The following is a 23,457-nucleotide window of genomic DNA, read 5'->3' as shown; positions in this document are numbered from 1 at the left end:
CATTCCTTGGCGTGATTTAAACAGCCCGCGAAAGCAGGCTGTTTCAGTGTAAATCGACCGTTACATCGAGAGCAGGTCATCTAGGCGATGCTGGCTTGCGCGGTCTGCCAAGTCGCCCCACCTCCAACTACCAGAACTCTCACCTTGTTGGGGAATGTCGAGCTTAAAGAGTGATACAGGATCCCGATTGATCATGCGAGGAGCGGCATAAAGCTTGCCGCCTACTTCGAGCAACGCCTTGGCCGCTTCATTCCACTGTTCCTCCAAAACGTCATGAGCGAGGTGTAATGCCTTTTTCTCTATCTTTTGTTGCTCTTCCTGAGCCTCGGTGATGTGTCGGTCAACAATGACCAGCTCTTGCTCAAGGGCGGCGATGATCAGGAGCTGACGACGATGTTGTTCAGTCGCGGTAGTGAGGCTTTTTGCCGCTTTTTGTGCATCACTGCTGGCAGATTTCTCACCCTCTACATCGCCCCATGCCACCGCCTGAGCGTAAGCGGTAGTCGCGAGGGTCTCTACTTGGCGCGCACTGGCTATTTCCTCCTGCGCTTGCTGACGCACTTCCTCCAGGCGAGTGCTAAGGCTCTGTCGTTTTGCATTGAGTTCGATTTCATCGGCAGCCCAGTTCACCATGTCGGTGGTGTAGTCCGTCATGAGCGCGTCGCAGTTGGCAAGGTTCTCACGGCGGTTAATCTTCGGGTTCAGCCGGTAGAGTTCCATATCCAGCGAGTCAATCTTTCTTTTTCGCTCGTTGTACTGGTCGCGCACTTCACGTTCCCGGCCCTGCTCAATCGTTTCGGGGTTTTCCAGCGCCATTTCATAAGGAATCAGGGCGGCTCGAAGGCTCTCCATCTCACTGGTCAGTTGGTCGCGGCGGTCTTTCATTTCTTGAATTTCGTTCATTTGATTGGTCTCTATTTGATTCGATAGTGGAATGGTTGTGCGGCTGGCGAGGCCGGAATGAGCCGGCGCTACCTCAGTCAGTAGGCTGCCGTCAGGCGGCCTGTGCCTCGCTTTCATCCATTCCCGGAATCGTCTTCACGATGTAGCAGCGTTGCGTGCCGAGGCCGGGTAACCGGACCGAGCTCGATGCCTTGCCATCGCTCGCCGGCTCCAGCACACCGCGTTGCAGCAGTTCCTTGTTCACGGCATTAATGTTCATGCCCCGGAAAATTTCCGAACGCCACATCTCAGGGAGCACGTAATAAGTGTTTGTGGTGTGCATGGTGTCGCCCATTCCGTGCTCAAGCATCTTGCGAAAGCCGAGGCGGTCGATGGTGCGTGGGCCGTGTTCATCGATTTTTGCCGCCGCCGATTCCCAGCGGGTGAAGCGGCTTTCGCCGAAGCGCTCTATGACCTGGCGCAGCCGCGCCAAGATTGCATCCCCTTCGAAGTTACCGGCGCCCCCGCGCTCGTTCAGCCATGCGTTCAAGCACACGCGGGCGGCGGTGGTGGCCGTGCCATCCGGCCAGCCGGTGATGCCCATCGCGGTGGCCAGTTCCCCGGCGGCAGCCGCGAGGCCGAAGCGAGCGGCCGCACGGTGCGCCTGCCCGCTGGCGGATGCCGGGAGCGATTGAGCGATGAAGCCCTCCAGCGTACGGCGCAGGATGACCGCCCAGCCGTGGCTCTTGCCGGGTTCGCACAGCGCGGCCAGGAATGCGGTGAGCGGCGTGCCGTAGTAATTCGTCACGCGTGCCTTGAGCGCATCAGAGAGCGCGGCAGCGTCCTCAAAGCCATTGAGTGTGTCGAACATGCCGAGGCCTTTGCTGGCATCGGCTGGGATAGCAAGCATGCGCACCTCCATGCCCGCTTTCAGTTCCTTGTTGGCGTCGGCCATGTGCTGGGCCAAGGTCTTCTCGCCGGTAGAGAGAAACAGCAAGCGCCACTCCTGTACCTGTCGGCCAGCTTGGCCCCGGTCATTGGCGCGTGCCTTGCCGGTGCCGTTGCCGAGCATGTACACCGTCTCGCCGATGATGCGCGGATCACACATGCCGATTTCGTCCAGTACCAGGAGGCCGTCGGAATGCGCGGCGGCAATGGATTCCAGCGCGTTGTCGGTGGAGCGCCATGAGCGGACTAAGCGCGGTCCGTCGTAGATCGAGGCGGCCACTTGCAGGTGGGTGGTCTTGCCGCCGGAGCTGTCGCCGTACAAGTGGAAGCCGCCGGATTCATGACCAAGCATATGCAGCAGTGGACCGGCGAAGGCCACACCCACCACAAACGCCAAGCGATGATTGCCGATGCACAGCGCGCCGATCTGCTGTTGCCACTGCTCCAGCGTGCCCGCCTCACTGATAGGCGGGAGCTGCGCACCGGCCCCATTAAAATGCAGGTGTTCGCTGTGCGTGCCGACCTGCTCGGACAAGAGAAATTGCTGTCGTGGCAAACTTTTGTTGTCAGCCGGGGTCCGCTGAATAGCTACCCACTCAACAAAAACAGACAGGCACAAAAAAACCGGCTCAACTGGCCGGTTTCTCGTGTTCCGAAAGTCGGTAGCGACTCTCGTGTGCTGCTATATGGTGCCCGAGGGAGACTGTAGTGTTCCAGTAAACTCAAGGCCTCCAGAGAGGTTTGCTAGCTCGGGATACATGTAGGGATACATGGTCACGTTTGCTGCCGTAGTATGAAGAGTCTACACGGCACCATGCAAACCCTTCGGTGACCAGGCGCCATTTGGGCTTGAGTTCGAATCGACCGGGCTGTGCGTGCGCGCTTCCGGTTGTTTGGATAGGCATGCAAGTGGGAATGCACCGTGTGGCTGCTGAGTCTCGTAAAGCTGTGTAAATTGAAGACAACGCTAAGCAGGAAGGCTAGCCCCGTGTCTCATAATATTGATCCCGAGCCGTTGGTATTTGCCACCGAAGCCCAAGAGCAGATGTTCAACGACATCCGTACAGAGCTGCCAAACTTTCCTCACAGCCTGATCTACCACTGGTTACTTCCCTTCGCTGAGGATATTGGCTGGCCACCAGTGTTTAACGGGGATCCGATGGCGAAGATTGCTCGTTGGCAATCAATCCTAAAAAAACCACTTTCATACTGGAGTGCCGTTGTTTGGAGCCTGGAATGCTTGAATCCAAACCAACTGACCTTTGCTGAGAAGGAGCTTCGGGGGTTCCAAGACATGATCTTGGGGCATGCATATGGTCGCCAAACGTTGTTGACCATATTTCTCGGAGAGAGCAGTAAAAGGCGATTTTTTCGACAAGTGAGCGACCTTCTGACAATGGGAGTATTCACCGAACCCCCAGTGATCATCGATAACGGTACTCATATTGACCTGGTTGATGGTAGTCACCGGATGGCCGCACTGGTTTTTGTAATGAACGACTCAAGAGTACGTGCCGCTCATGAACTGCGTGGTTGGCCTAGTGAACCACTGTCCGAGACCCATTATTTCTGGGTTGGATATCCTCCTGCAGGCAATCCTCTGTCTGATTCTCGCTGAAAAATCGGCGGGGCCCCTGACGAATACCTATCCACACGGGGTCGGAAACCCGCGCGATCGAGTTAGTGGGAGGTGCCGGAAGTTACTGAAATTTCAATCGTTGAAATTGAAAGGATCTTGAAGAAAAAGGGCCATCGTTTCAGCTTCCGTAAAGGTGGTTGTGTCTGTTGCTGATAGAGAACACCTGAATGGCGTCAACCACGGTGATGGGTGTCAACTACGTCAACCTGTCAACCAACTAAAAAAATACAGCCACTAACACGAACGCGCGGGTTTCCGACCCCGTGCCTATCGAATTGTCTCAGGGGCCCCCGCGGCTGCAGGATTCTTTTCGCGGATGGCATTCAACGCTACGGGGAGTGGGGGGGACCAGCTATAAAACCGGTGTGACGCGTGTTACTAGTGTGACATGATCGCTTAACTTATTGAAATAAAAGAATAAATCTAACGTAACACTAGCCTTCATGATTTGGTTTAAGCGGTGTAACGGTACCGCTTGGTGTAACGCAGTTCTCAACCTGTCTTCCATCCTGGAGGCGACTAATGTCCGCTTCAGGTCAAGTGTCTCCTAGTGATGGGGGGCAGCAATCGGCCAGAAGCGGACGGCCACCCAGTAAATAAATCTGCTTCCTTTTCCACCCACCTAGCTTTGTGATGGGGCTGGATTATTCAGGATCTGTTCTGTGTGGTCGGTCGGCTAGCTGGGCAGGCATTGAGGCCGCTGAGGGTGTTGCTAGTGTAGGAAAGGGGCATGGCGGTTGCGGCTTGATGAGGATAAGCTTCAATGCCTAAAGCGAAGTCATATGGCAGGGAGGCTGCGTGGAAACAGGTTTTATGTGGTGGCTCGGTCTTGTCTCGTCAATCGCATCTATCGGCAGCGCTGTATGGGCATGGCGTGAGGCATTAAATGCATCTGACTCGGCATCAGAAGCCGATGCACTGTATTCGCGAATGATTAGCTCCAGGCAAAGTGCTGAGGCGCATCAGGTGCTGCATGCTACTAGGACGATATTGCAGGCTATCTCTCCTATAGGTCCCTCTGGACAAGTCAAGCATATCAAGGGCATTGATCTTCCTCACATATCTAGAGCGCTAGAGAATTATTGTCAGACCCTCTCAGAACATGGACATCTTTTTAGTGTTGATATCGAAAGCCATGCAGTTAGGCTTTCAAGGTCAATATTGAATAATTTGCCAGCCGTGGCTAATAAGTCTGATTTAGAAGGTGTTATAAAGGCCGGTACCTTGATTTATATTGAAATCAATAATTTCATGCCAGTCGCCAAGCAGATATCTGACGAACGCATGGAAGATGTGAAATAAGGAGTGGCGATTATATGAAGTTTACAGATGGTGAAAAATTAATCGCTTTGATGCTGTGCGAACTTTACGACAAGCTCGGAGTAGACAGCGAGATAGATCCAGATTTCATAAGGTCGGCGATCCATTCAGAGAGTGAGTGGAGTATCGCATGGAAATACCCAGGCATCCCCTTTACTGAACAGGATGAACCTGAAAGCCTTAGAGAAATTTTGGATGTACTTGAAATGTGGGATTGGATTGAAGACTCCTACGCTCAACTTTCTGCCGACGACAAAAATGCCCTTATTGAGAAAGCCAAGCCGTTCGGGGTAAATCCTAAATTTCGGGGGTTTGATGGTAATAATGAATCGAGATATATAGGGATTGCATCAACGCTTGTTAACGATCTTGATCGGTTCGAACGATTCAAGGGCAGATATCTCAACTCACATTCCCCTATGATGGAGGTTTATGAGCGCATGCTTCACGATTTCGCTTTGGTTCGAATATCGTCCAATGATAGGTACCTTAACGTTGACGAGATTGCACAGGTATTAAACGCATGTACTCATCCTAGCCAACGAAAGACATCGACTTGACGCTTTCGTGTTGCTTTCGGCGATGATTTCTCCTAAGTTGATAAGCAGCAGAGAAAAGGGGGCTGGAGAAGGGGACAGATTTATTTACTGGGAAACAGTCCGCTCCTGGCCGTTTCCGGCCTGATGCAACAGGCCGAAAACGGCCAGGAGTGGAGTCCAGGAACGATTGATTCCGGCAATAAGTGGACGTGCGCAAAGACTACTTACGACCACAAGCTGAGGTTAAATGGCCCATAACTTGCTCGCCTAATCATATTCATGCCTTTTTGGTTATTACTTCCGGTTACCGCTAATCTTATCTGTAGGTTTTTTCTTTCATTTAAGTCACGCCTCTAAAAAGGACGGTAATTATAATGGATCAACATGCTTTCCCATTTGACGCCGAGGCGAAAATTGTTACACAAAAATTCGGCCAGGAAGTAGTGAAGAAATTACGTGCTTCACAACATGCTTATGTGGATCCTAGGAATGTCCAGCGTTTTCTCCATGGTAGATCGTGGCAGTCTCATCAAAGCTATGATCCCGACCAAGTTTCGGAATTGGAGCGATATCAGCATCAAATGGATGTTAAGTTTGAAGATATCATGCTTCGTAATCTGGAGCTTATAGAAAATACTCTAAACAAACTTGCAAACGAAATGACTGAGACGTTCATAAAAAGCCTCTATTCTACAGTAACAGAGGCCTGTGACAGATATGGGAATGTGGTCAGTGCGGGGAACGAACCTGCGAGAGCGTTTCTGGAAATGCTTGAAAAAATTGAATTTGGCGTTGATCGCGATGGAAATGTATCTATTCCGCAAATTCACGCAGGCACAGCTGCAATAGAAGCGTTTAAACGTGACAAGACCATGAACTCAATAGAGTTTGAAGAAAAAGTTGCTAAAATAAAGGACGCGAAATCGGCAGAAGCCCTTGAAAAAGAGGCCTTAAGAAAATCCAAATTCGTCAAGGAGCCGAAATAATGCCATATAGAGTTCTGCTCAGCATAGGATGTAATGACTATCAAAACATGAACAAACTTGCAGGGGCAGAAACTGATGCAAACAACATACACTCTGAACTAACGGCGAGTGCACTAAGCTGCATAAAGCCAGAGCACTCACTTCTAGTTTTGTCGCCCTCGCTAAATGATATTAGGGAAGCATTGGAAGAGTTACAGGATCGCTTTAATGAAATCGAAAGCCTGACAATTTTCTTTGCCGGCCATGGTGGCGTTGTCAATGGGTCATATTATCTCTGCATGTGCGACACCCGCAACGATAGAATGTCAACTACCGGATTAGCACTGAGTCATTTGTTCGAATTCATCAACGATATTAAAGCCGCGCATTGCAACTTGATTATTGATGCATGTGAGGCTGGCGGCATGATCTCAGATATGGGATCTCTTCTCAAACCCGAAGTAATTGGAAAAGCCAGAAGTTGTGGTGTATCCATTTTTGTCTCGTCAGCTTCTGATCAAGTAGCTTCGGAAGATAACTCTGGAGGCTGGGGAACAACTGCCATATTGCAGATCCTACGAGGTGAAGCGGACACAGGGTGCCGGGCGCCATTCCTAGATCTCTTAGACATAGGAAGGGCGGCGGCTCAAAACGTGTCAATCAACAGTGCTGGAAAGCAGCTGCCATCGGTTTGGGGTATGAACTTATATGGCCCGATGCCGATTTTCGGCAATCCTCATGCAGCTACCTCAATACCTAGCTCGCTATTACAAGTCACAGGGATATCGCCAACATCAATCGCGGGAATGGTGATTGGTAACAGATCATCGGAGGTACTGGGCCTCATGTTTGCTCCCGCCTCGGAGCTGACGCCCGAAAAGCTATATGACAAATTGATTCAAAGTATTGAACCCCTTGAGAAAATCCCTGGCGCTGCGGCGACTTTTGTTGAAAGTGTCTGGCGCTCGCTAGAGGTCTCTATAAAAAGACAGCCGAACAGTTTTGCTCGTGTTGAACTTACCGCAACTTGCATGTCGTTCTTACTTTCATCAGCGACGGTCGACGCAAGCTCAAAGAATTGTATCCGTCGGCTAGCGGAAGATCTTTTCATAGAAATGCACGATGTGCTGCAACGCATAGTCGATATGTTGGAAGAAAATCCAAAAAGCCTATGCCGCCACGGCATTCCCGATCTATTTTATCTACCTCAGAGGATCACAAGAGTACTTGGGTGGATTGGAACAGCGTTTTATATCGCAAAGCAATATGGCCTAGATACTGCCAAGCTTAGGGGGCTTGCCATTAAGTTCAACATTTTTGTAGCTGATTATTATGCAGCGTCCGCAACGGGCATGTCTGAGTCTGAAATTCCGTTCTTGGCAGTTTTTCTTCTTACAGCGAAAGAACTAGGCGAGACTGAAATCTGTGAGCTCATAATCAGCTCGCTTTACAATGCTCTTATAGAAAATGAAGGTGCGTTAGCGAGACCTGATTTAGCTCCTAGAGACGTTTTAAGCTACTTGCATGCACGTGCAGTAAATAATCTTGAAGCCCAAAGGAATCTTAGCAGTCATCCTTCTGAGTCATTAGCCTTCGTTATATTGATGGGTGAGGTACTTTCACTTCAAGACCTCATTAATTTCAACCTAGAGCTTTTAGATCACTCACACTTCTATATGTTTATACCAAATGATCACGCGCAGTTTTCATTTCCTTGCGTCGAAAACGGTCTCAATCACGTTTTCCAAATAGGACATGGTGTCTGGGAAGTGAAAGATTTGGTGTCTAGGTGGCGAGCATCATGTTTTCCTCAACTAGCTCGCGACGAATCTTTAAAAATTACTGAGGTTACGATCGGTGCGCTTTGTTCAGCACTAATATTTCCGAATAGAGTTCCTTGGTACCTTTTCATTGGCACAGCTTTAGATCCATTTCAAGAGCCTCTAAAATAAGCGTGTTCTATCGCATTCACCCACCAGGCAGGCGAAAAAACTTCATACATTGATAGCCTCAGTCTTTGGTGTGAACAGTTTGAATCGTGACTAATAGAGGACCAATCCGAATCGCTCACGCAAGATGACTAACCTCCATCAAAAGAGGAATTAGACCTATGCTAATAACTTAGCGCCTTAATTCACTAGCTCAAAGTACAACCGTTCTCTTTATTGTTTCTCTAATGGATGCATTGGCTTTGAGCTCGTCAACTTGAACCATATTCCATTTTTTTGTACTAACGTACTCCATCCAGTGAGCAGCCCCGCATTGTGCGGTTTTTATTCGATTCTCGTAGTTAAACTGTTCAAGAAACTCTGGGATAGGCCTGTGTATAGGATCAACGATTACCAATTTCAGATGTTTACTAAGAACCATTGCGTTGAGCAGTCGGTTATTAACGTGTTTATCTCCGAAGCCGTAACCGATGATAGTAAGTTCATCAAGGCTACTGAGTTTTTTGGAAAATACCTGAAGCTTTTCTTCGCCAGGCTTTTCATTTGTTGTTAAACTGTACTTACTGCCACCAGTCAACATGGATTGGCAAATAATATCCAGCTCTCCATTCAGGTTAGATATGACTCTATCTCGACCGGATGGGACTTTTTCTCCATTGTAGAAGTAGCCCATGCTCAAAACTCTTGAGAAATCAGACAATAAAGCATCCGAAGTTTTATGTCGCAGATTTTGGTTGCAGATTTTGTTTCCGTCTTGATAGTGAAGCTCTGACAATCCTCCATGAAGCTTCAATAGATTAATTCCGTATGTGCCCTGAAAAAATTCAGATTCGTTTTTTGTTAAGTCGTCGCGATGCGAGTATGTTAGGTCAATCAGATCATCCAAATTTAAATTGCTCAAGGGGAAACTTATGCTGTACTTGTCACCAAAAGTAATCGGCACTCCCAAATCAATAGCCAAGCACTCGACAAAGAGGTCATGATTTAGGCTGAATATCCATGTCTCTTCATTGGAGAGAAGGGCTCCAAAGTTTTCAAGCCATTTAATATTCTTTTGATAAAGGGTTTGGTGAGCTTCGACTTGATAGTTGCATAGGATTGTGTAAATCAGGCTATAAAAAACGCCAAACAAATAATGATAGGTGTCTCTATCTGTTTGGGGAGAGTTATAGTCTTTTGCTGCGGACTGGATATTTGACAGTAATTCCTCATAATTCCGCCCCCCGGCTGACTTATAGGTCAGTAGCAGCTCCATACCTCGCTTCAAAGCTTCCATGTTGATAGGGTGGTCTTCTCCATAGGGGGAGTTGTGCGCTAGCAGGCCAACAAAATGATTGGCTGATTCCTTAGTGAATAGTCCTAAGAAAACCTCGGTAAGCTCTGTTGCTATAGGCATTCCAAAATCGTACGAAAAACCTGCCCCTAGCAGTAATCCTTTTTTTACCGCGACGTTATCCATGCAAAAACCTTCAGTAAGTTTAGAGGCTAGTCACCAGCTCTATTTCATGAAGCATCTCATTGTTTGAATCTGAGTTGGGTCGAACTGGAACGCATTTTCATTATCTCATGAAGCAGTCCCGTACGGGTGTCGGCTATTGGCCGAGAACGGACCCTGGCGAATTCCTGCTTTATCAGCCCTTATACCCAGCCACCTGAAAGCACTTGACCTATTCATAATAGTACCTTGCATATTCTGGAAGGGGGCTGTCCCCGAAGCGGAGCTTCTTCTGGCTGCGTTTTTGAAACTCTATCGCATATCGTCGCCTGTGACTTCCTTGCAGTACAGCAAGAGGCACGAGAAGCCAAGGGAGCGAAAAAGTCCATGCCAATATTTTCTGCTCTCCGATGGTTTTCGCTACTCGCCCCTTCTGGTTGTCCAATAAAAGAGAACAGATAACTTGTTTATCCCATTCGCTGGATAATGGAGCTGGCGTATTATCCAATAAACAATTGCCTGTGCTCATTTCCCAAGAGTTAGAAGCATGCAGTGATTGAGGAAGGTAAGAGGTGAAAGAGAAAGCATGGCTATCGGTAACCCAAAACCATTGACCGGTTTTATTGACTTTAAATAATGCCGCATTGGGAGTGTAAATAGCGGAAAATACCAGGGCGGCAAAAAGCAAAACCATTACAATGAATGTTTTTGTAAATTTCGGCTGAGGGATTTTGAAAGTTTGTTCAGTTGGATTGAAATAGGGGCGCGCTCGTTTAATCTCGTTCAGTCGTACGCCGGATCGGTCTGCCCAAGTGATTAATTTATCCATCGCATAAGGTGTTTTTACATTTAATTTGAACTTAAAATTAAAATACTCTAAATCCAACTCTTGCTGTTGGTGTTTTTTTAGTTTTTCGTGGCTGAATGAATGCTTAATTCCGATAAGATCAGATATTCGATTTCTAATTATGGATAGGGACTCCGTAATTGTGCAGATATAAATTATATATAACGCACCCATCCCTGCAACAAATAGAGGTGCGACTTTCTGCCATTTATCCACAGAGGCAGAAATATAACCAAAGAATTGTGGATCCATTACTTTCCTTATTGATATTCCAAAAGCATGCAGTCTAGATTGCGTCAAAAGAGGTCGATATTTTTGCTAGAGTAGTAAAATTTGAATCGTCCTTCCTTCTGTAGACATTTCAAACAAAAAGGGTGGCAGATTGCTTTTCAGAAAATAGAAAATAAATCTTTCAACCTTTGTAGCCCCTGTTATTATTGGTCCTTTAGCTTTGTTTTTTCGAGATACGCCAAGAATCTAAGCCCTAGCGGGGTTACATAGCAGCGGCGATACTGAACCCCCGCAACCTTTTCGTTGTCTACAAGTCCGTAAATCTGTAGTTTTGGACTGATATTAAAAAAAATAAATCGGTGATAATCTGACATTCCGCTTCTATTAGTTACCCCTGTAATAAGTGGCTCTTTGGCGATATCAAAAGCACTAAGCAAAGTGATTTCAAACTCTTCCCCGTCCTCCGTAACGGTTTTTGGAAGGGTGATGTTTGTTTGTTGTAGCGCGTCTTTTATTTCTTCAAGTTTTGCAGAGTCGTCTTTGGTTGGTGCAGGTATAGTGATCAAGCGATGTTCGAGCTGCGCCACTTTTTCTTTTAGTTCAGAGTTTTCCGTGGATAACTTATTTATTTCTTCCATTAGCGGCTTGGAATCTACTATCTCGCTCCCCGACACCCAACCAGAAAGCTCTCTGTTACTGGAATAATCTGCAAGCGTTTCGTGTACGCAAAGCTTAATATCCTTAGTGTCTTCAAAAAATGATGAGATTTTACTAAGCACCTTCGTGCGGAATAGCCTTAGCTCTTTAGGGTTTTCTTTTTCCGAGAAGTCGGATCCATGTGATCGAATTTTGCTCTCCAGCGCTTCATCCTTGATAACAACTGCAAACATCGGCTTATTCTGTGAAGCGGCATAGTCAAATTCGAGTTCTGTATAGCTTATATTTGATGTTGGTTCTACTGCGCCATACCGGCCGCCAAGAATTAGCATGTAGACGTCAGATTCATCAATCCAAGAGTTAATAGTGTCTAACTGTGATCGATCGCCTGCTGTAAAAAGCTCCATCCCTGCAGGAATATGCCCCGCCTTCAAAATTGCGCTTACTGCGGCTTGGCGCTCATCCATTAAGTCAAGATAAGTGCTGGATATAAAAACCTGTAACTTGCGTTTCATCTGGCCACCAAAAAACATTCCTTTGAATTATCGAAAATATCTAAGCCGAGCTATAAAGTCCATCTCAATTCATTGCTGGATAGGTCTAGCTCCGCAGACACCTTCGAACGACCGCTTTTGGCCGATAGCGGCCTGTCACGATGGCCATAATGGCCGGAAGCGTTCAGACGTCCCAAGGACTTGAGATCGGGTTGTGAGCACAAGGGCGATTTACGCCCTTGTTTTGTGGCTGGAATGACTATGGGCGTTTCTTGATCTGACTGTCGATCAGGCCCATTTCTGCCTTGATCAAATTGATGGTCATCGTTTCGACGTTCGTGGGTTTGCCTGAGCCTGAATCCACGAGATACAGCAATTTCGCTAGGTGCAATTTTCGCTCTCTCAATGCGTCGTTCCGGTTTGGACCGTTTTGTATGGGGGTATTCATCGGTGTTTTCCCTGATGGATGAGAACAACCCGCCGGCGCGGGCTGTGCTGTGGCGTAGCCGCTACATCGCCAAAATGTCGTGGACAGTGTGCTTGTACGAACGATCAGCGAGATCCCCGGACTTCCAGGCGCCGTAGTTCTCTCCCTGTTCCGGCAGAGCCAGCTTCATAAGTGAAACCTGGTCCCGATTGATCAGACGATAAGAAGCCCACAGCTTGCCGCCGACATCAAGCAATGCCTGAGCCGCTTGATTCCATTTTTCCTCCAGCACGTTATGCGCCAGGTGGAGGGCTTCTTTCTCGATAACCAAGTGTTCCTGTTGGGCTTCGGCGATGTACTTGTCGACGGTGGCCAGCTCCAGTTCGAGCGCATTGATGATCAGTTGCTGTCGGCGATTCTGTTCGGTGGCCGCGGCCAGGTTTTTTGCCGCCTTCAAGGCGTCAGCGTTGGCGTTCTTCTCGCCTTCGGTGTCGCCCCATGCAACCGCCTGCGCATAGGCTGTCGCGGCATCGGTCTCGGCTTGGCGGGCTTTGGCCATATCGTCGATGGTTTGCTGACTGACTTGCTCCAAGCGCGTGCTGAGGCTTTGCCGCTTATCATTCAACTCTTGCTCGTCGGTTTTCCAGTTGCTCATGGCCTCCAGGTAGCCGGCCATGATCGAATCACAGTTGAAGAAGTTTTCGCGCCGGTTGATCTTATGATCCAACTGGCTGGCCTCGAAATCACGAGAGTCAAACTGCCTTTTCAGATCGTTGTATTTGTCGCGGACTTCGCGTTTCTGATCAGGATCAAGCGCCTCCTCACTTTCCAGCGCCTTTTCATAAGGGAGCATTTCGGCCTGCAGATCTTGTGCTTCGCTCAGTAGCTGCTCACGTCGTTCCTTCAATGCCTCGATCTCTGTAATCAGTTTTTGCTCTGCGTTGTTCGCTTGATCGTTCGTCGCGTCACTGTCCAGCACCGGTGCAGAGAGCAGTTCGCTCTGTGCGTTTTCCAGGTTATGGGCCAGTGCATCTTGTTGTTGCGGTTGGGTCAGATCGTTCATTAGCGTGAATCCTGTGCAATAGGGTTATGGGATGGATGACCGGCTGGCGAGGCCGGGACTGAGCCGGCGCTACCTCGATCAGCGGGGATGCCCTCAGGCAGCCCGAGCCTCGCTTTCATCCGTTGCCGGAATACCTTTCACCACGTAGCAGCGCTGCGTGCCCAGGCCAGGTAACCGGACCGAGCTGGATGCCTTGCCGTCGTTGCCCGGTTCCAACACACCGCGTTGCAGCAGCTCCTTGTTCACCGCGTTGAGGTTCATGCCCCGGAAGATTTCGGAGCGCCACGCCTCGGGCAGCACGTAATAGGTGTTGGTGGTGTGCAAGGCATCACCCAAGCCATGCTCCAGTGTCTTGCGAAAGCCGAGGCGGTCGATCGTGCGCGGGCCGTGTTCGTCGATCTTGGCCGCCGCCGATTCCCAGCGGGTGAACCGGCTTTCGCCGAAGCGCTCGATGACCTGGCGCAGTCGTGCCAGGATCGCGTCACCCTCGAAGTTGCCGGCGCCCCCACGCTCGTTGAGCCAGGCGTTGAGGCACACGCGAGCGGCGGTGGTGGCGGTGCCGTCCGGCCAGCCCGTAATGCCCATGGCGGTAGCCAGCTCGCCGGCTGCGGCGGCGAGGCCGAAGCGAGCAGCGGCACGGTATGCCTGACCACTCGCGGATGCTGGGAGTGACTTGGCAATAAAGCCTTCCAGCGTGCGGCGCAGGATCGCTGCCCAGCCGTGACGCTTGCCCGGCTCACACAGCGCTTTCAGGAAGGCGGTGAGCGGTGTGCCGTAGTAATTCGTCACGCGTGCCTTGAGCGCATCGGACAGGGCGGCAGCATCTTCAAAACCGTTGAGCGTATCGAACATGCCGAGGCCTTTGCTGGCATCGGCCGGGATGGCGAGCATGCGCACTTCCATACCGGCTTTCAGTTCCTTGTTTGCTTCGGCCATGTGCTGGGCCAAAGTCTTCTCCCCAGTGGAGAGGAACAGCAAACGCCACTCTTGTACCTGCCGGCCCGCTTGCCCTCGATCGTTGGCGCGGGCTTTGCCTGTGCCGTTGCCTAGCATGTACACCGTTTCACCGATGATGCGGGCATCACACATGCCGATTTCATCGAGTACCAGGAGGCCATCGGAATGCGCAGCGGCGATGGACTCCAATGCGTTGTCGGTCGAACGCCAGGAGCGCACCAAGCGCGGTCCGCCGTAGACCGAAGCCGCCACTTGCAGGTGAGTGGTCTTGCCGCCTGAGCTATCTCCGTACAGGTGAAAACCACCCGACTCATGGCCGAGCATGTGCAACAGAGGACCGGCGAAGGCCACACCGACGACAAACGCTAAGCGATGATTACCGACGCACAGGGCGCCGATTTGCTGTTGCCATTGTTCCAGCGTGCCCGCTTCGCTGATCGGCGGAAGCTGTGCGCCGGCCTCATAAAAATGCAGGTGTTCGCTGTGCGTGCCGACCTGCTGCTCGGGCAACAGAAAAGCGCTGTCGTGCCACCCCAAGCGGGTGACCAGGCGTGCCCGTTGCGCGCTGTCAAAGCCGCCGAGATAACTTTGCAGGTCGTTGCGTGCGTTACGTCCGGAGCGGCTGCCGGCGAGGCGCAGGCCCATGTCCACCAAAGGACCCAGCACGTCTTTGCCGAAGTCGCCGGTCATCGTGCGCGCTGGAATGTTCCAGCGTTTCTTGGTGCCGTCCGGATCGTCGAACTCGACCAGCAAACCCCAGTTATGACCCTTGTCGTCACGGGTGCGTGCCAGGATCGCCAGAGGCGAGCAGACCGGGCGCGCTTCGCCGTCATCGCCGGCGTAAAACACACCTTCGGAGGTGAGCCGAAAGCCACCGGGCATCAGATCGTTTTTCGATTTCGCCGGACGTTTGGCCGTGGTCTTGGGCTTCGGATCTGGCTCGGTTTCAACCTGGGAAGCAACCGTCTTTTCCTCGATCACATCGAACAGTTCACCGCTGCTTTGCAGCTCGGCGAAGTGAGCGGCAGTCCAGTTTTTCGCCAGGGCGTCAGCGGCGTCGTCGCCGTCGTCCCACCGACCACCTTTGGCAAAAGTGGCGTGGTCATTTTTCAGCGTGGGCTTGCGCTTGAACACTTCCAGCGCGATGACACGCACCGAGGCAGCGCCGATTTCGCGCAGCTTGTCGGCGACGGCTTCCATGCAGGCTTTGCCGCTGTTGTCGTTGTCCGGCCACAGCAGCACGTGGCGATCCTTGAGCGGTGTCAGGTCGGCTTTGTGCCAGGAGTTTGAGCCGTTCGGCCAGCAGGTGGCCACGTGGCTCGGCAGCAATTCGGCGGCAGCGTCGGCGGCTTTCTCGCCTTCGCAGAGAACCACCGGTGCGTCACTGCGGTGGGCCAGTTCATCCAGGCGCAGCAGCGGGCGAGGCTCAGGCAATCCCTGCCAGCGCCATTGCTGGGTCTGGCTATCGGCGCGCTGGCACCACGTCAACGGAGCGAAGACCTTCCTCGGCTTACCGTCTTCATCGGCGCCAAGGTCGAAGCGGTAGAGCGCCATGAGGTGCTGGCCCTGGGCATCACGGTAGATCCACACCTTGCACGGCGCACCGTGTTCACGGTGCTTGGTCGGGCACTTGTTCATGGCCTCGGTCGGGATCGGCTGGATAGCGTTCCACGTCGGCGCTTTGGCCTTGCTGGGGGCTGTCTTCATCTGGGCGGTACCAGGCGTAACGCGAAGAAAATCAGCCAGCTTGTTGCAGGCTTCCACGTCGGTGCCGCCATCCAGGTAGCGCACCAGGTCAATCAGATCTCCGCCTTTGTCGCCGGTGGCGAAGTCTGCCCAGGTGCCTTTGTTCAGATTGACCTTGAGCGAGCCGGCGCGTTTGTCGCTGCGGGTCGGGTTGGGAGCGGTGTATTCCTTGCCGCCGTCCACACGCTTACCGTTGGGCAGCCAGTGCGACAGGACGCGATTTATCTCTTTCTGCGAGGCGGCTTTGACGTCGGCGAAGCTGGGCCGTTTTGCAGTGCTGTTCGGGCGTTCACTCATGTGTCAGCCCTCGACAGGAAAAGGGCATCGCCGACGTCGTCGATCAGGGCTTTAGCCATTTCACCGAGGTACAGCGCCGGCCAGCTGAAGCGCTCGCCTTTGTCGCTCATGGCGGCGTCAAGCGTGAGTTCGTTGGCGTAGTGTTGCAGCAAGGACGCCATCTCAAGTGCTTCATCGACTGGCACGCCGGCATTCACTCGGAACAGCTTTAGGTCGGTCGCATTGACGCGAGAAAACGAGGTGTTACCGGGGGTAATCGAAGTGGTCATAGCGAACCGCCTTGGCGCGCCGCAGGAATGGAGGTGGTGTCACCGTACAAGGCGAGGGTTTTGATCAGGCCGAGAGTGCCGCGCACATCCCAAATGACGGCGGCGATCACATGATTGGCAAGGCGCGACTCGCCTTCGAAATGATCCTCGAGCAAGGTCAACACCGAGTCGGCGCGTGCAATAGCGCAGGTGATCGCGTCGATGGGTACACCTGCGTCCACTGTCGAATCAACGCAGAGCAGGTTTTCGGGCAGGGCGAAGCTCAGTGGTTTGCTCATTGGGCACCGCCTGCGGATTCGAGAGCGCGGGCTTTGGCCATGTGGGCGTTGTAACGGGTAAGGCGTGTAGCGAGGCTGGAGTTGGCGTGTAGAGCGGCGAGAGCCATTGCACGGTGTGCAGCGGCGCGAATTTTGGACGGATTGAGGGCATGTTGCATTTGTGAAGGCTCCTTGTACTGAGGAACCGTCACCGTCTGCCGCCAAGCAGATTTGGGTGACGGATTGCGCAGGATTGGCGGACCGGCGTACAAGGAGACCGGCGCACCCGAGGGTGCTCCTACGCAACCCGCCATAACACGGGAATGCGGGCACAAAAAAAGCGCCTGCAATCGTAATGGGGGCGCTGTTGCGCCTTGTACTGTTTGGGCCGCCAAGCCCAATCGCTGAATTTGCAGCGATGGCCAGAGAGTAACGTCCGTTTTTTGAAAGTGCAACTGCAAAGGTGGCTTGCGAATTTTTCAGGTGCGGCATAGATTGTTCGGGCATGTAGATTTACCTCAACGCCTCCGGATCGCCCCCGGAGGCGTTTTCATTTCAGGCATGGGTTTCCCAGCGCAGGGAGAGCAGGGGTAGAAAGCCGCCGCTGAGCATCGCGCGCGCGTCTTGGTAGGCTTGGCTTTGCTGGCCTTCGTCGACGACTACTGCACCGACTTTTTCGCTGTGGAGAGAGAGGGCGCACCAGGTGCCGTCGGCCCAGCTCAGTACGCTGACCACGCGCCCTTTTTTGTCCTGTCGGCTGCGATAGCGCTCAAGGCGTTGCATCACGCGAGATGAAAAGCCGATCCGGCGCAATACGGAAAAGGGATGCATGAAGGCGTTATCGGCGGTCTTGCGCGTCATGCCGCCACCTGATCACGCGCCTCAATGCGGCCTCGTGCCCATGCTTGTACTTCCGACAATACCCAGGCCACCGGCGCACCACGGGCATTGCTATTGCTCAGTTTGACGGGCAGGGGAAAACCGCAGTCGGTGCGCTGCATCAGTTTGTAGATGGTCGAGCGCTTCATGCCCACGATGCCTTCGACCTCACGCATGCGAATGAGGGTCGAGGTAGCGTCAAAGAGTGAAGGGGGATTGGAGGGCGTCTTGCGAGGAAGTTCGGTTACAGAGGTATTCATAGGCATTGCTCTCGATTGGTTTGGACAGTCGAGAGCAATGGTCTAGAGAATGGACGCCGGTAAGCAGTTCACTTCCATTTGAAATCCAGTTGAAATCTGAATTCACAGAACGAAGTTGCGTTTAAGAATGTCCTCCACGCTTTTGCGTGAAAGTGCCTTTTCCGTTTCGGGAGTAACCCATTCTGCTCGCTGCGTTGGTGGTTTAGCGACCTCTCGTTTCAGCCAGGCAAGCACCGCCGATGTGATGTCCCGGTCAGCCTTTCCGCTCAAAAAGTAGTGTCGGCCCTGGCGAACGATAGCGGCGTCGCGGGCGCTCACATCTTTGCTGCGCTCGATGCCGCTTAGGATGCCCCCTTTAGCGCGGATGGCCCTCTTGATCGTTCTTTCTGCGATGGGGCGCAGCTCGTCGTCGATCAAGCACGGCAATGCTTTGATGGGTTCCAAGTGAAGAACAAACTGGTCGAGCGCGTGGGCGCGCTCGTTGGGGTCGATTTGCGTCTCCACAAATTGGCAATAAAGATCCCACGGCCAGTCAGGTGGAGGTTCACCCCCATGCGACCACGCCGCGCGATCGGTATCACGCATCCAATCATCCAGTGCTTCCAATGCCTTCACCGCACAGGCCATGACATAGGCAGCATGTGCCTCGCGATCCGATGCCGTGTGGCACTTGCTGTACTGGCGAACCCAGTGCGCAAGACGAGCTTTATTGTCCGTTGAGGCGTACTGATAGATAACCTCTTCGTGCTTTGTTGTTTGGATGCACAGACGGCCCAGATCACTGTTGATGTGGCCGGTTTGAAGGCGCGCGGAGCTTTGATGAATCAATTCAAATGCGTCGGCCAATTGCTCGGTGCACAACCTGTAGAGCGGTCGATCTGAGAAATACTCGATCAGGCTAGCAGCAAGTGCTGAGTGCAAAATTGGGTTGTGGTTAATCATTGACCACGGCTCTTAGCGTGTGACGCTCGATCCCACGCCCTAAGTAATTCGAGCGTAACCAGCGAGAGACGTGCTTTAGCGATGCGCAAAGGAGATCGGCCGGCAGCAATCGAGTGCCGCTTTTGGCGTTACACGTTTGATCGTCGTTACATCGGTGCAACGCCATCCCGCTCGAGTGTGTAACAGCTATGAAAGCCAATGAATCTGGGCGTTTCGCGCTGAGCGTTACACGAGTTACACGCGTTACACCGGTTTTAGAGGGGGGGCGGTTACGAACTCTCATACAGCCTTTCCAAATTGACCTTGAACTACATTTCCCGCCTCCAGCGAATCGAGGTGATCGGCATACCACTGCATCATCTTTATGCGTTGTTCCAGGTACTGGGCCTTGTTATACACCCCTGAAATGCCTTCCTCTTTATGAGCCAGCTGTGCTTCGACGTGTTCTTTCGGCCAGCCGTGTTCTCGAAGCAAGGTGCTTGCCGTATGGCGAGTGCCGTGACCCACAAGCCGACCTTTGTAGCCAATGGTCGCAAAGATCTTGTTGATAGTGTTTTCACTGATGGTCGGATGTTTAGCCCCAACTCCGGGGAAGAGCCAGCGGCTCCTACCAGTTAAGCTACGAAGCTCCTTCAGTGCTGCAACGGCTTGATGCGGGAGTGGGCAAACAAAGTCTCGACGCATCTTCATCTTGGCAGCAGGTGTGGTCCAAATGGCCTTCTCAAGATCAAACTCCTTCCATTCAGCTAAACGCACCATGCCGGGCCGGGATGCTGTCCAGATACAAAGTCGTGCCGCAGTACGGGCCGTCAACCTGCTCGGCGTATTTTTGAGTGCCTGGAGAAATTCCGGCAACTCAGGCTCAAGCAAATGTGGATGCTGTTGAGTTCTAGGTGCTTGAGCCGCGATGTCACGGAGCCGGCTGCCCGGATCGTTTTCCGTGAGCCCTAGGCCGATGGCTCGGCCGAAGATCTGATTTATCCAAGTGCGGCACTTTTCCGCCACGTTGTGTGCGTCTCGGGCTTCGAGGGATGCCTGAAGATTTGCGCAGTCGGTACGGGTGATTTCGTCGAGGGGCTTATCTCCCAGCGCCGGGAGTATGTCCTTGTCGAGGTAAGTGCGGATTTTGTTAAGAGTGGAGGGGGCGAGGCCCTTTTCTTCTTTGGCCTTGAGCCAAGCTTCCGCGGCAGCTCGAAAGGTCCGAGTCCTGGCAGCGTCAATGGCAGCTTTGGCAGAGCGTTTCTGTTCGAGAGGATCGGCGCCGCTGCTAACTACCTTACGCAGTTCAGCAGCTTTGTCCCGAGCCAACGCGCCACTTACTTCCGGGTAGCCCCCGAGCCCCATCCAAGCCCAATTGCCCGCCGGACGTTTGTAGCGGAGCTGCCAGGATTTACCACCATCAGGTTTGACTCTGAAGTAGAGGCCGTTTCCGTCCAGTTCCCGGTATTCCTTTGATTCCGGCTCCAATCCCGCAAGTGTCGTGTCAGCGAGAGGGCGGCGCTTGATGTCTGCGCGCTTCATCCTTGTATCCCAAAGTTCGGTATTTTTCTCAGGATACAAGTAGGGATACAGGGATACAACGGATAAGGGGAGACAGGGGTAGATAGATAGACACAAAAAAACCGGCCAAGTGGCCGGTTTCTTTGGGTCTGAGAGGCTGGTAGAGACTCTCAGATACTGCTATGTGGTGCCCCGAGGGAGACTCGAACTCCCACTCCTTTCGAAAACGGATTTTGAATCCGCCGCGTCTACCAATTCCGCCATCAGGGCTCAATGGCGGCGAAGTATAGAGAGGTGATAACCCTCGGTCAATCAGGTACATGGAGAATTTTTGATATTTCCGCTAGACTTCCCGGCCCTGCTAGACGAACCCCATCATGCGTGTTTCTGACTTTACTTTTGAGCTCCCTGATTCGCTGATTGCCCGCCATCCGTTGGCCGAGCGTCGCAACAGTCGGCTGTTGACCCTGGATGGGGTCAGCGGTGCCCTGGCACACCGTCAATTCACTGATTTGCTTGAGCATTTGCGCCCGGGCGATTTGATGGTGTTCAACAATACCCGGGTGATTCCGGCGCGGCTGTTTGGCCAGAAGGCGTCCGGCGGCAAGCTGGAGATTCTGGTGGAGCGGGTGCTCGACAGTCATCGTGTGCTGGCCCATGTGCGCTCCAGCAAGTCGCCGAAGCCGGGGTCGAAGATCCTGATCGACGGCGGTGGCGAGGCCGAGATGCTGGCGCGTCATGACGCGTTGTTCGAGCTGGGGTTTGCCGAGGAAGTCCTGCCGCTGCTCGACCGTGTCGGGCACATGCCGTTGCCTCCTTATATAGACCGCCCGGATGAAGGCTCGGACCGCGAGCGTTATCAGACGGTGTACGCCCAGCGCCTGGGCGCGGTGGCGGCGCCGACGGCGGGGCTGCATTTCGACCAGCCGCTGATGGAGGCGATTGCCGCCAAGGGCGTCGAGACGGCGTTCGTGACCTTGCACGTGGGGGCGGGGACGTTTCAGCCGGTGCGGGTCGAGAAGATCGAAGACCATCACATGCACAGCGAGTGGCTGGAAGTCGGCCAGGACGTGGTGGACGCCGTGGCCGCGTGCCGTGCTCGCGGTGGGCGCGTGGTGGCGGTGGGGACCACCAGCGTGCGATCCCTTGAGAGCGCCGCGCGCGATGGCGTGCTCAAGCCGTTCAGCGGCGATACGGACATCTTCATCTACCCGGGCCGGCCGTTTCATGTGGTCGATGCCCTGGTCACCAATTTCCATTTGCCCGAATCCACGCTGTTGATGCTGGTTTCGGCGTTCGCCGGTTATCCCGAAGCGATGGCCGCCTACAAAGCCGCCGTCGAGCATGAATACCGCTTTTTCAGCTACGGTGATGCGATGTTTATCACCCGTAACCCCGCACCACGTGGCCCAGAGGAAACACAATGAGTCGCCAAAGTCGTATGTCGTTTGAGTTGCTTGCCACCGACGGCAAGGCTCGTCGTGGTCGCTTGACCTTCCCCCGTGGCACCGTCGAGACCCCGGCCTTCATGCCGGTCGGCACCTACGGCACGGTCAAGGGCATGCTGCCACGGGATATCGAGGCGATTGGCGCGGAGATCATTCTGGGCAACACCTTTCACCTGTGGCTGCGTCCGGGCACCGAAGTAATCAAGAAACACGGCGACCTGCACGATTTCATGCAGTGGAAAGGCCCGATCCTGACCGACTCCGGCGGTTTCCAGGTGTTCAGCCTGGGGGCCATGCGCAAGATCAAGGAGGAGGGCGTGACCTTCGCCTCGCCGGTGGATGGCGCGAAAGTGTTCATGGGCCCGGAAGAATCGATGCAGGTCCAGCGTGACCTGGGCTCCGACATCGTGATGATTTTCGACGAATGCACGCCGTACCCGGCCGACGAAGACGTCGCCCGCGTGTCCATGGAGTTGTCGCTGCGTTGGGCCCAGCGCTCGAAAAACGCCCATGGCGACAACACGGCGGCGTTGTTCGGCATCGTCCAGGGTGGCATGCACCAGGACCTGCGCATGCGCTCGCTGGAAGGCCTGGACAAGATCGGCTTCGACGGCCTGGCCATTGGCGGCCTGTCGGTGGGCGAGCCCAAGCACGAAATGATCAAGGTGCTGGATTATCTGCCGGGCCAGATGCCCGCTGACAAACCTCGTTACCTTATGGGCGTTGGCAAACCGGAAGATCTGGTTGAGGGTGTGCGCCGCGGTGTGGACATGTTCGATTGCGTGATGCCAACCCGTAATGCCCGCAATGGGCATCTGTTCATTGATACTGGCGTGCTGAAGATCCGTAACGCGTTCCATCGCCATGATGATTCGCCGCTCGATCCGACCTGCGATTGCTATACCTGCCAGAACTTCTCCCGCGCTTATCTGCATCACCTGGACAAGTGCGGCGAAATGCTGGGGAGCATGCTCAATACCATCCATAACTTGCGCCATTATCAAGTGCTTATGGCTGGTTTGCGCGAGGCTATTCAACAGGGTACATTGGCCGCCTTTGTCGATGCCTTCTACGCCAAACGCGGGTTACCTGTTCCGCCTTTGGACTGAGTTTTCTGACCCCAAGATTCAACATTTGCAACTGGAGTGCTAAATGAGCTTTTTTATCTCGAATGCCATGGCTGACGCTGCTGCACCGGCAGCTGCCGGCCCTATGGGTGGCGGTTTTGAGTGGATTTTCCTGGTCGGTTTCCTGGTCATCTTCTACCTGATGATCTGGCGTCCACAGGCCAAGCGCGCCAAAGAGCAGAAGAACCTGCTGAGCAGCCTGCAGAAGGGCGACGAAGTGGTCACCACCGGCGGCATCGCCGGCAAGATCACCAAAGTGGCCGATGATTTCGTGGTGCTGGAAGTTTCCGACACCGTCGAAATGAAGTTCCAGAAAGGCGCCATCGCCGCCACTCTGCCCAAGGGCACGCTGAAAGCGATCTAAGTTTCAACTTCTACT

General features: G+C 53.0%; 20 protein-coding genes, 1 tRNA gene and 1 pseudogene. 8 read left to right on the top strand and 14 right to left on the bottom strand.

The genetic code is table 11. The annotated features are described in order from the left end of the window. Nucleotides 1-60: 60 nt before the first annotated feature. Together IB249_RS06450 and IB249_RS06445 are read right to left on the bottom strand one after the other, a co-directional pair. Nucleotides 61-903 carry a chromosome segregation protein SMC gene (locus tag IB249_RS06450; RefSeq protein WP_192302641.1) on the bottom strand — a complete coding sequence of 281 codons (843 nt, stop codon included), beginning with the start codon at nucleotides 901-903 and terminating at the stop codon, nucleotides 61-63. A 91-nt stretch (nucleotides 904-994) separates the two neighbouring features. Then, nucleotides 995-2,371, bottom strand: a pseudogene (locus IB249_RS06445) (DUF927 domain-containing protein); the annotation flags it as partial. 447 nt (nucleotides 2,372-2,818) lie between these two features. Between IB249_RS06445 and IB249_RS06440 the strand changes: the two are divergent. The 5 genes from IB249_RS06440 (at nucleotide 2,819) to IB249_RS06420 (ending at nucleotide 8,245) form a co-directional block, all read left to right on the top strand. Then, complete coding sequence (locus tag IB249_RS06440) at nucleotides 2,819-3,448, top strand: hypothetical protein (protein WP_192302640.1); 630 nt, start codon at nucleotides 2,819-2,821, stop codon at nucleotides 3,446-3,448. Nucleotides 3,449-4,267: 819 nt separating this feature from the next. Then, nucleotides 4,268-4,771 (top strand): hypothetical protein, encoded by a 504-nt coding sequence (locus IB249_RS06435; RefSeq protein ID WP_192302639.1) that lies wholly within the window; start codon nucleotides 4,268-4,270, stop codon nucleotides 4,769-4,771. 14 nt (nucleotides 4,772-4,785) lie between these two features. Further along, nucleotides 4,786-5,349, top strand: a complete 564-nt coding sequence (locus tag IB249_RS06430) for a YfbU family protein (RefSeq protein WP_192302638.1) — start codon at nucleotides 4,786-4,788, stop codon at nucleotides 5,347-5,349. A 353-nt stretch (nucleotides 5,350-5,702) separates the two neighbouring features. Next, nucleotides 5,703-6,314, top strand: coding sequence for a hypothetical protein (locus tag IB249_RS06425; protein WP_192302637.1), 612 nt, complete (start codon nucleotides 5,703-5,705; stop codon nucleotides 6,312-6,314). Further along, a complete protein-coding gene (locus IB249_RS06420) occupies nucleotides 6,314-8,245 on the top strand; it encodes a caspase family protein (RefSeq protein ID WP_192302636.1) in 1,932 nt (643 codons plus the stop codon). The genes IB249_RS06425 and IB249_RS06420 overlap by 1 nt, the downstream gene beginning before the upstream one ends. 190 nt (nucleotides 8,246-8,435) lie before the next feature. Here IB249_RS06420 and IB249_RS06415 read toward each other — a convergent pair whose 3' ends face one another. From IB249_RS06415 to IB249_RS06360, 12 genes are all read right to left on the bottom strand, one after another. Continuing rightward, on the bottom strand, nucleotides 8,436-9,701 hold the full coding sequence (locus tag IB249_RS06415; protein ID WP_192302635.1) for a hypothetical protein: 1,266 nt from the start codon (nucleotides 9,699-9,701) through the stop codon (nucleotides 8,436-8,438). Between the two features lie 208 nt (nucleotides 9,702-9,909). Then, nucleotides 9,910-10,776 carry a DUF6216 family protein gene (locus IB249_RS06410; RefSeq protein WP_192302634.1) on the bottom strand — a complete coding sequence of 289 codons (867 nt, stop codon included), beginning with the start codon at nucleotides 10,774-10,776 and terminating at the stop codon, nucleotides 9,910-9,912. 182 nt (nucleotides 10,777-10,958) lie between these two features. Next, nucleotides 10,959-11,927 (bottom strand): DUF4062 domain-containing protein, encoded by a 969-nt coding sequence (locus tag IB249_RS06405; RefSeq protein WP_192302633.1) that lies wholly within the window; start codon nucleotides 11,925-11,927, stop codon nucleotides 10,959-10,961. 488 nt (nucleotides 11,928-12,415) lie between these two features. Further along, complete coding sequence (locus tag IB249_RS06400) at nucleotides 12,416-13,258, bottom strand: chromosome segregation protein SMC (protein WP_192302879.1); 843 nt, start codon at nucleotides 13,256-13,258, stop codon at nucleotides 12,416-12,418. Nucleotides 13,259-13,489: 231 nt separating this feature from the next. Beyond that, nucleotides 13,490-16,396 carry a DUF927 domain-containing protein gene (locus IB249_RS06395; protein WP_192302632.1) on the bottom strand — a complete coding sequence of 969 codons (2,907 nt, stop codon included), beginning with the start codon at nucleotides 16,394-16,396 and terminating at the stop codon, nucleotides 13,490-13,492. Further along, the gene (locus tag IB249_RS06390) at nucleotides 16,393-16,665 is read right to left on the bottom strand and encodes a DUF3077 domain-containing protein (RefSeq protein WP_192302631.1); all 273 of its coding nucleotides are present in this window, start codon (nucleotides 16,663-16,665) and stop codon (nucleotides 16,393-16,395) included. Before IB249_RS06390 ends, IB249_RS06395 begins: the two co-directional genes overlap by 4 nt. After that, the gene (locus IB249_RS06385; RefSeq protein ID WP_192302630.1) at nucleotides 16,662-16,943 is read right to left on the bottom strand and encodes a hypothetical protein; all 282 of its coding nucleotides are present in this window, start codon (nucleotides 16,941-16,943) and stop codon (nucleotides 16,662-16,664) included. Before IB249_RS06385 ends, IB249_RS06390 begins: the two co-directional genes overlap by 4 nt. A gap of 534 nt (nucleotides 16,944-17,477) precedes the next feature. Beyond that, the gene (locus tag IB249_RS06380; protein WP_192302629.1) at nucleotides 17,478-17,783 is read right to left on the bottom strand and encodes a hypothetical protein; all 306 of its coding nucleotides are present in this window, start codon (nucleotides 17,781-17,783) and stop codon (nucleotides 17,478-17,480) included. Continuing rightward, complete coding sequence (locus tag IB249_RS06375; RefSeq protein ID WP_192302628.1) at nucleotides 17,780-18,061, bottom strand: helix-turn-helix transcriptional regulator; 282 nt, start codon at nucleotides 18,059-18,061, stop codon at nucleotides 17,780-17,782. The genes IB249_RS06380 and IB249_RS06375 overlap by 4 nt, the downstream gene beginning before the upstream one ends. Before the next feature lie 102 nt (nucleotides 18,062-18,163). Next, on the bottom strand, nucleotides 18,164-19,003 hold the full coding sequence (locus tag IB249_RS29715; protein ID WP_225606821.1) for a hypothetical protein: 840 nt from the start codon (nucleotides 19,001-19,003) through the stop codon (nucleotides 18,164-18,166). 279 nt (nucleotides 19,004-19,282) lie between these two features. Then, the gene (locus IB249_RS06365; protein WP_192302627.1) at nucleotides 19,283-20,524 is read right to left on the bottom strand and encodes a tyrosine-type recombinase/integrase; all 1,242 of its coding nucleotides are present in this window, start codon (nucleotides 20,522-20,524) and stop codon (nucleotides 19,283-19,285) included. Nucleotides 20,525-20,688: 164 nt separating this feature from the next. Next, nucleotides 20,689-20,773, bottom strand: a tRNA-Leu gene (locus IB249_RS06360). A gap of 107 nt (nucleotides 20,774-20,880) precedes the next feature. Here IB249_RS06360 and queA point away from each other — a divergent pair. The 3 genes from queA to yajC are packed head-to-tail and all read left to right on the top strand — an operon-like array spanning nucleotide 20,881 to nucleotide 23,442. After that, on the top strand, nucleotides 20,881-21,930 hold the full coding sequence (gene queA, locus IB249_RS06355; protein WP_192302626.1) for a tRNA preQ1(34) S-adenosylmethionine ribosyltransferase-isomerase QueA: 1,050 nt from the start codon (nucleotides 20,881-20,883) through the stop codon (nucleotides 21,928-21,930). Nucleotides 21,931-21,944: 14 nt separating this feature from the next. Next, nucleotides 21,945-23,060 (top strand): tRNA guanosine(34) transglycosylase Tgt, encoded by a 1,116-nt coding sequence (gene tgt / locus IB249_RS06350; RefSeq protein ID WP_168185069.1) that lies wholly within the window; start codon nucleotides 21,945-21,947, stop codon nucleotides 23,058-23,060. A gap of 43 nt (nucleotides 23,061-23,103) precedes the next feature. Next, nucleotides 23,104-23,442, top strand: coding sequence for a preprotein translocase subunit YajC (gene yajC / locus IB249_RS06345; RefSeq protein ID WP_007916913.1), 339 nt, complete (start codon nucleotides 23,104-23,106; stop codon nucleotides 23,440-23,442). The last annotated feature ends 15 nt before the right edge of the window (nucleotides 23,443-23,457 follow it).

The organism is Pseudomonas sp. PDM04, from assembly GCF_014851765.1.
Classification (GTDB): domain Bacteria; phylum Pseudomonadota; class Gammaproteobacteria; order Pseudomonadales; family Pseudomonadaceae; genus Aquipseudomonas.
Note: the sequence above shows the minus strand (reverse complement) of the source record. Positions and strands in the feature narration are given on the sequence as shown.

What these genes read in the sequence shown, in the direction of transcription:
- IB249_RS06390 (WP_192302631.1), bottom strand. Translation starts at nt 16,665, where the DNA reads ATGACCACTTCGATTACCCCCGGTAACACCTCGTTTTCTCGCGTCAAT.
- IB249_RS06410 (WP_192302634.1), bottom strand. Translation starts at nt 10,776, where the DNA reads ATGGATCCACAATTCTTTGGTTATATTTCTGCCTCTGTGGATAAATGG.
- queA (WP_192302626.1), top strand. Translation starts at nt 20,881, where the DNA reads ATGCGTGTTTCTGACTTTACTTTTGAGCTCCCTGATTCGCTGATTGCC.
- IB249_RS06380 (WP_192302629.1), bottom strand. Translation starts at nt 17,783, where the DNA reads ATGACGCGCAAGACCGCCGATAACGCCTTCATGCATCCCTTTTCCGTA.
- IB249_RS06365 (WP_192302627.1), bottom strand. Translation starts at nt 20,524, where the DNA reads ATGAAGCGCGCAGACATCAAGCGCCGCCCTCTCGCTGACACGACACTT.
- IB249_RS06425 (WP_192302637.1), top strand. Translation starts at nt 5,703, where the DNA reads ATGGATCAACATGCTTTCCCATTTGACGCCGAGGCGAAAATTGTTACA.
- IB249_RS06430 (WP_192302638.1), top strand. Translation starts at nt 4,786, where the DNA reads ATGAAGTTTACAGATGGTGAAAAATTAATCGCTTTGATGCTGTGCGAA.
- IB249_RS29715 (WP_225606821.1), bottom strand. Translation starts at nt 19,003, where the DNA reads ATGATTAACCACAACCCAATTTTGCACTCAGCACTTGCTGCTAGCCTG.
- IB249_RS06450 (WP_192302641.1), bottom strand. Translation starts at nt 903, where the DNA reads ATGAACGAAATTCAAGAAATGAAAGACCGCCGCGACCAACTGACCAGT.
- IB249_RS06375 (WP_192302628.1), bottom strand. Translation starts at nt 18,061, where the DNA reads ATGAATACCTCTGTAACCGAACTTCCTCGCAAGACGCCCTCCAATCCC.
- tgt (WP_168185069.1), top strand. Translation starts at nt 21,945, where the DNA reads ATGTCGTTTGAGTTGCTTGCCACCGACGGCAAGGCTCGTCGTGGTCGC.
- yajC (WP_007916913.1), top strand. Translation starts at nt 23,104, where the DNA reads ATGAGCTTTTTTATCTCGAATGCCATGGCTGACGCTGCTGCACCGGCA.
- IB249_RS06385 (WP_192302630.1), bottom strand. Translation starts at nt 16,943, where the DNA reads ATGAGCAAACCACTGAGCTTCGCCCTGCCCGAAAACCTGCTCTGCGTT.
- IB249_RS06415 (WP_192302635.1), bottom strand. Translation starts at nt 9,701, where the DNA reads ATGGATAACGTCGCGGTAAAAAAAGGATTACTGCTAGGGGCAGGTTTT.
- IB249_RS06405 (WP_192302633.1), bottom strand. Translation starts at nt 11,927, where the DNA reads ATGAAACGCAAGTTACAGGTTTTTATATCCAGCACTTATCTTGACTTA.
- IB249_RS06395 (WP_192302632.1), bottom strand. Translation starts at nt 16,396, where the DNA reads ATGAGTGAACGCCCGAACAGCACTGCAAAACGGCCCAGCTTCGCCGAC.
- IB249_RS06420 (WP_192302636.1), top strand. Translation starts at nt 6,314, where the DNA reads ATGCCATATAGAGTTCTGCTCAGCATAGGATGTAATGACTATCAAAAC.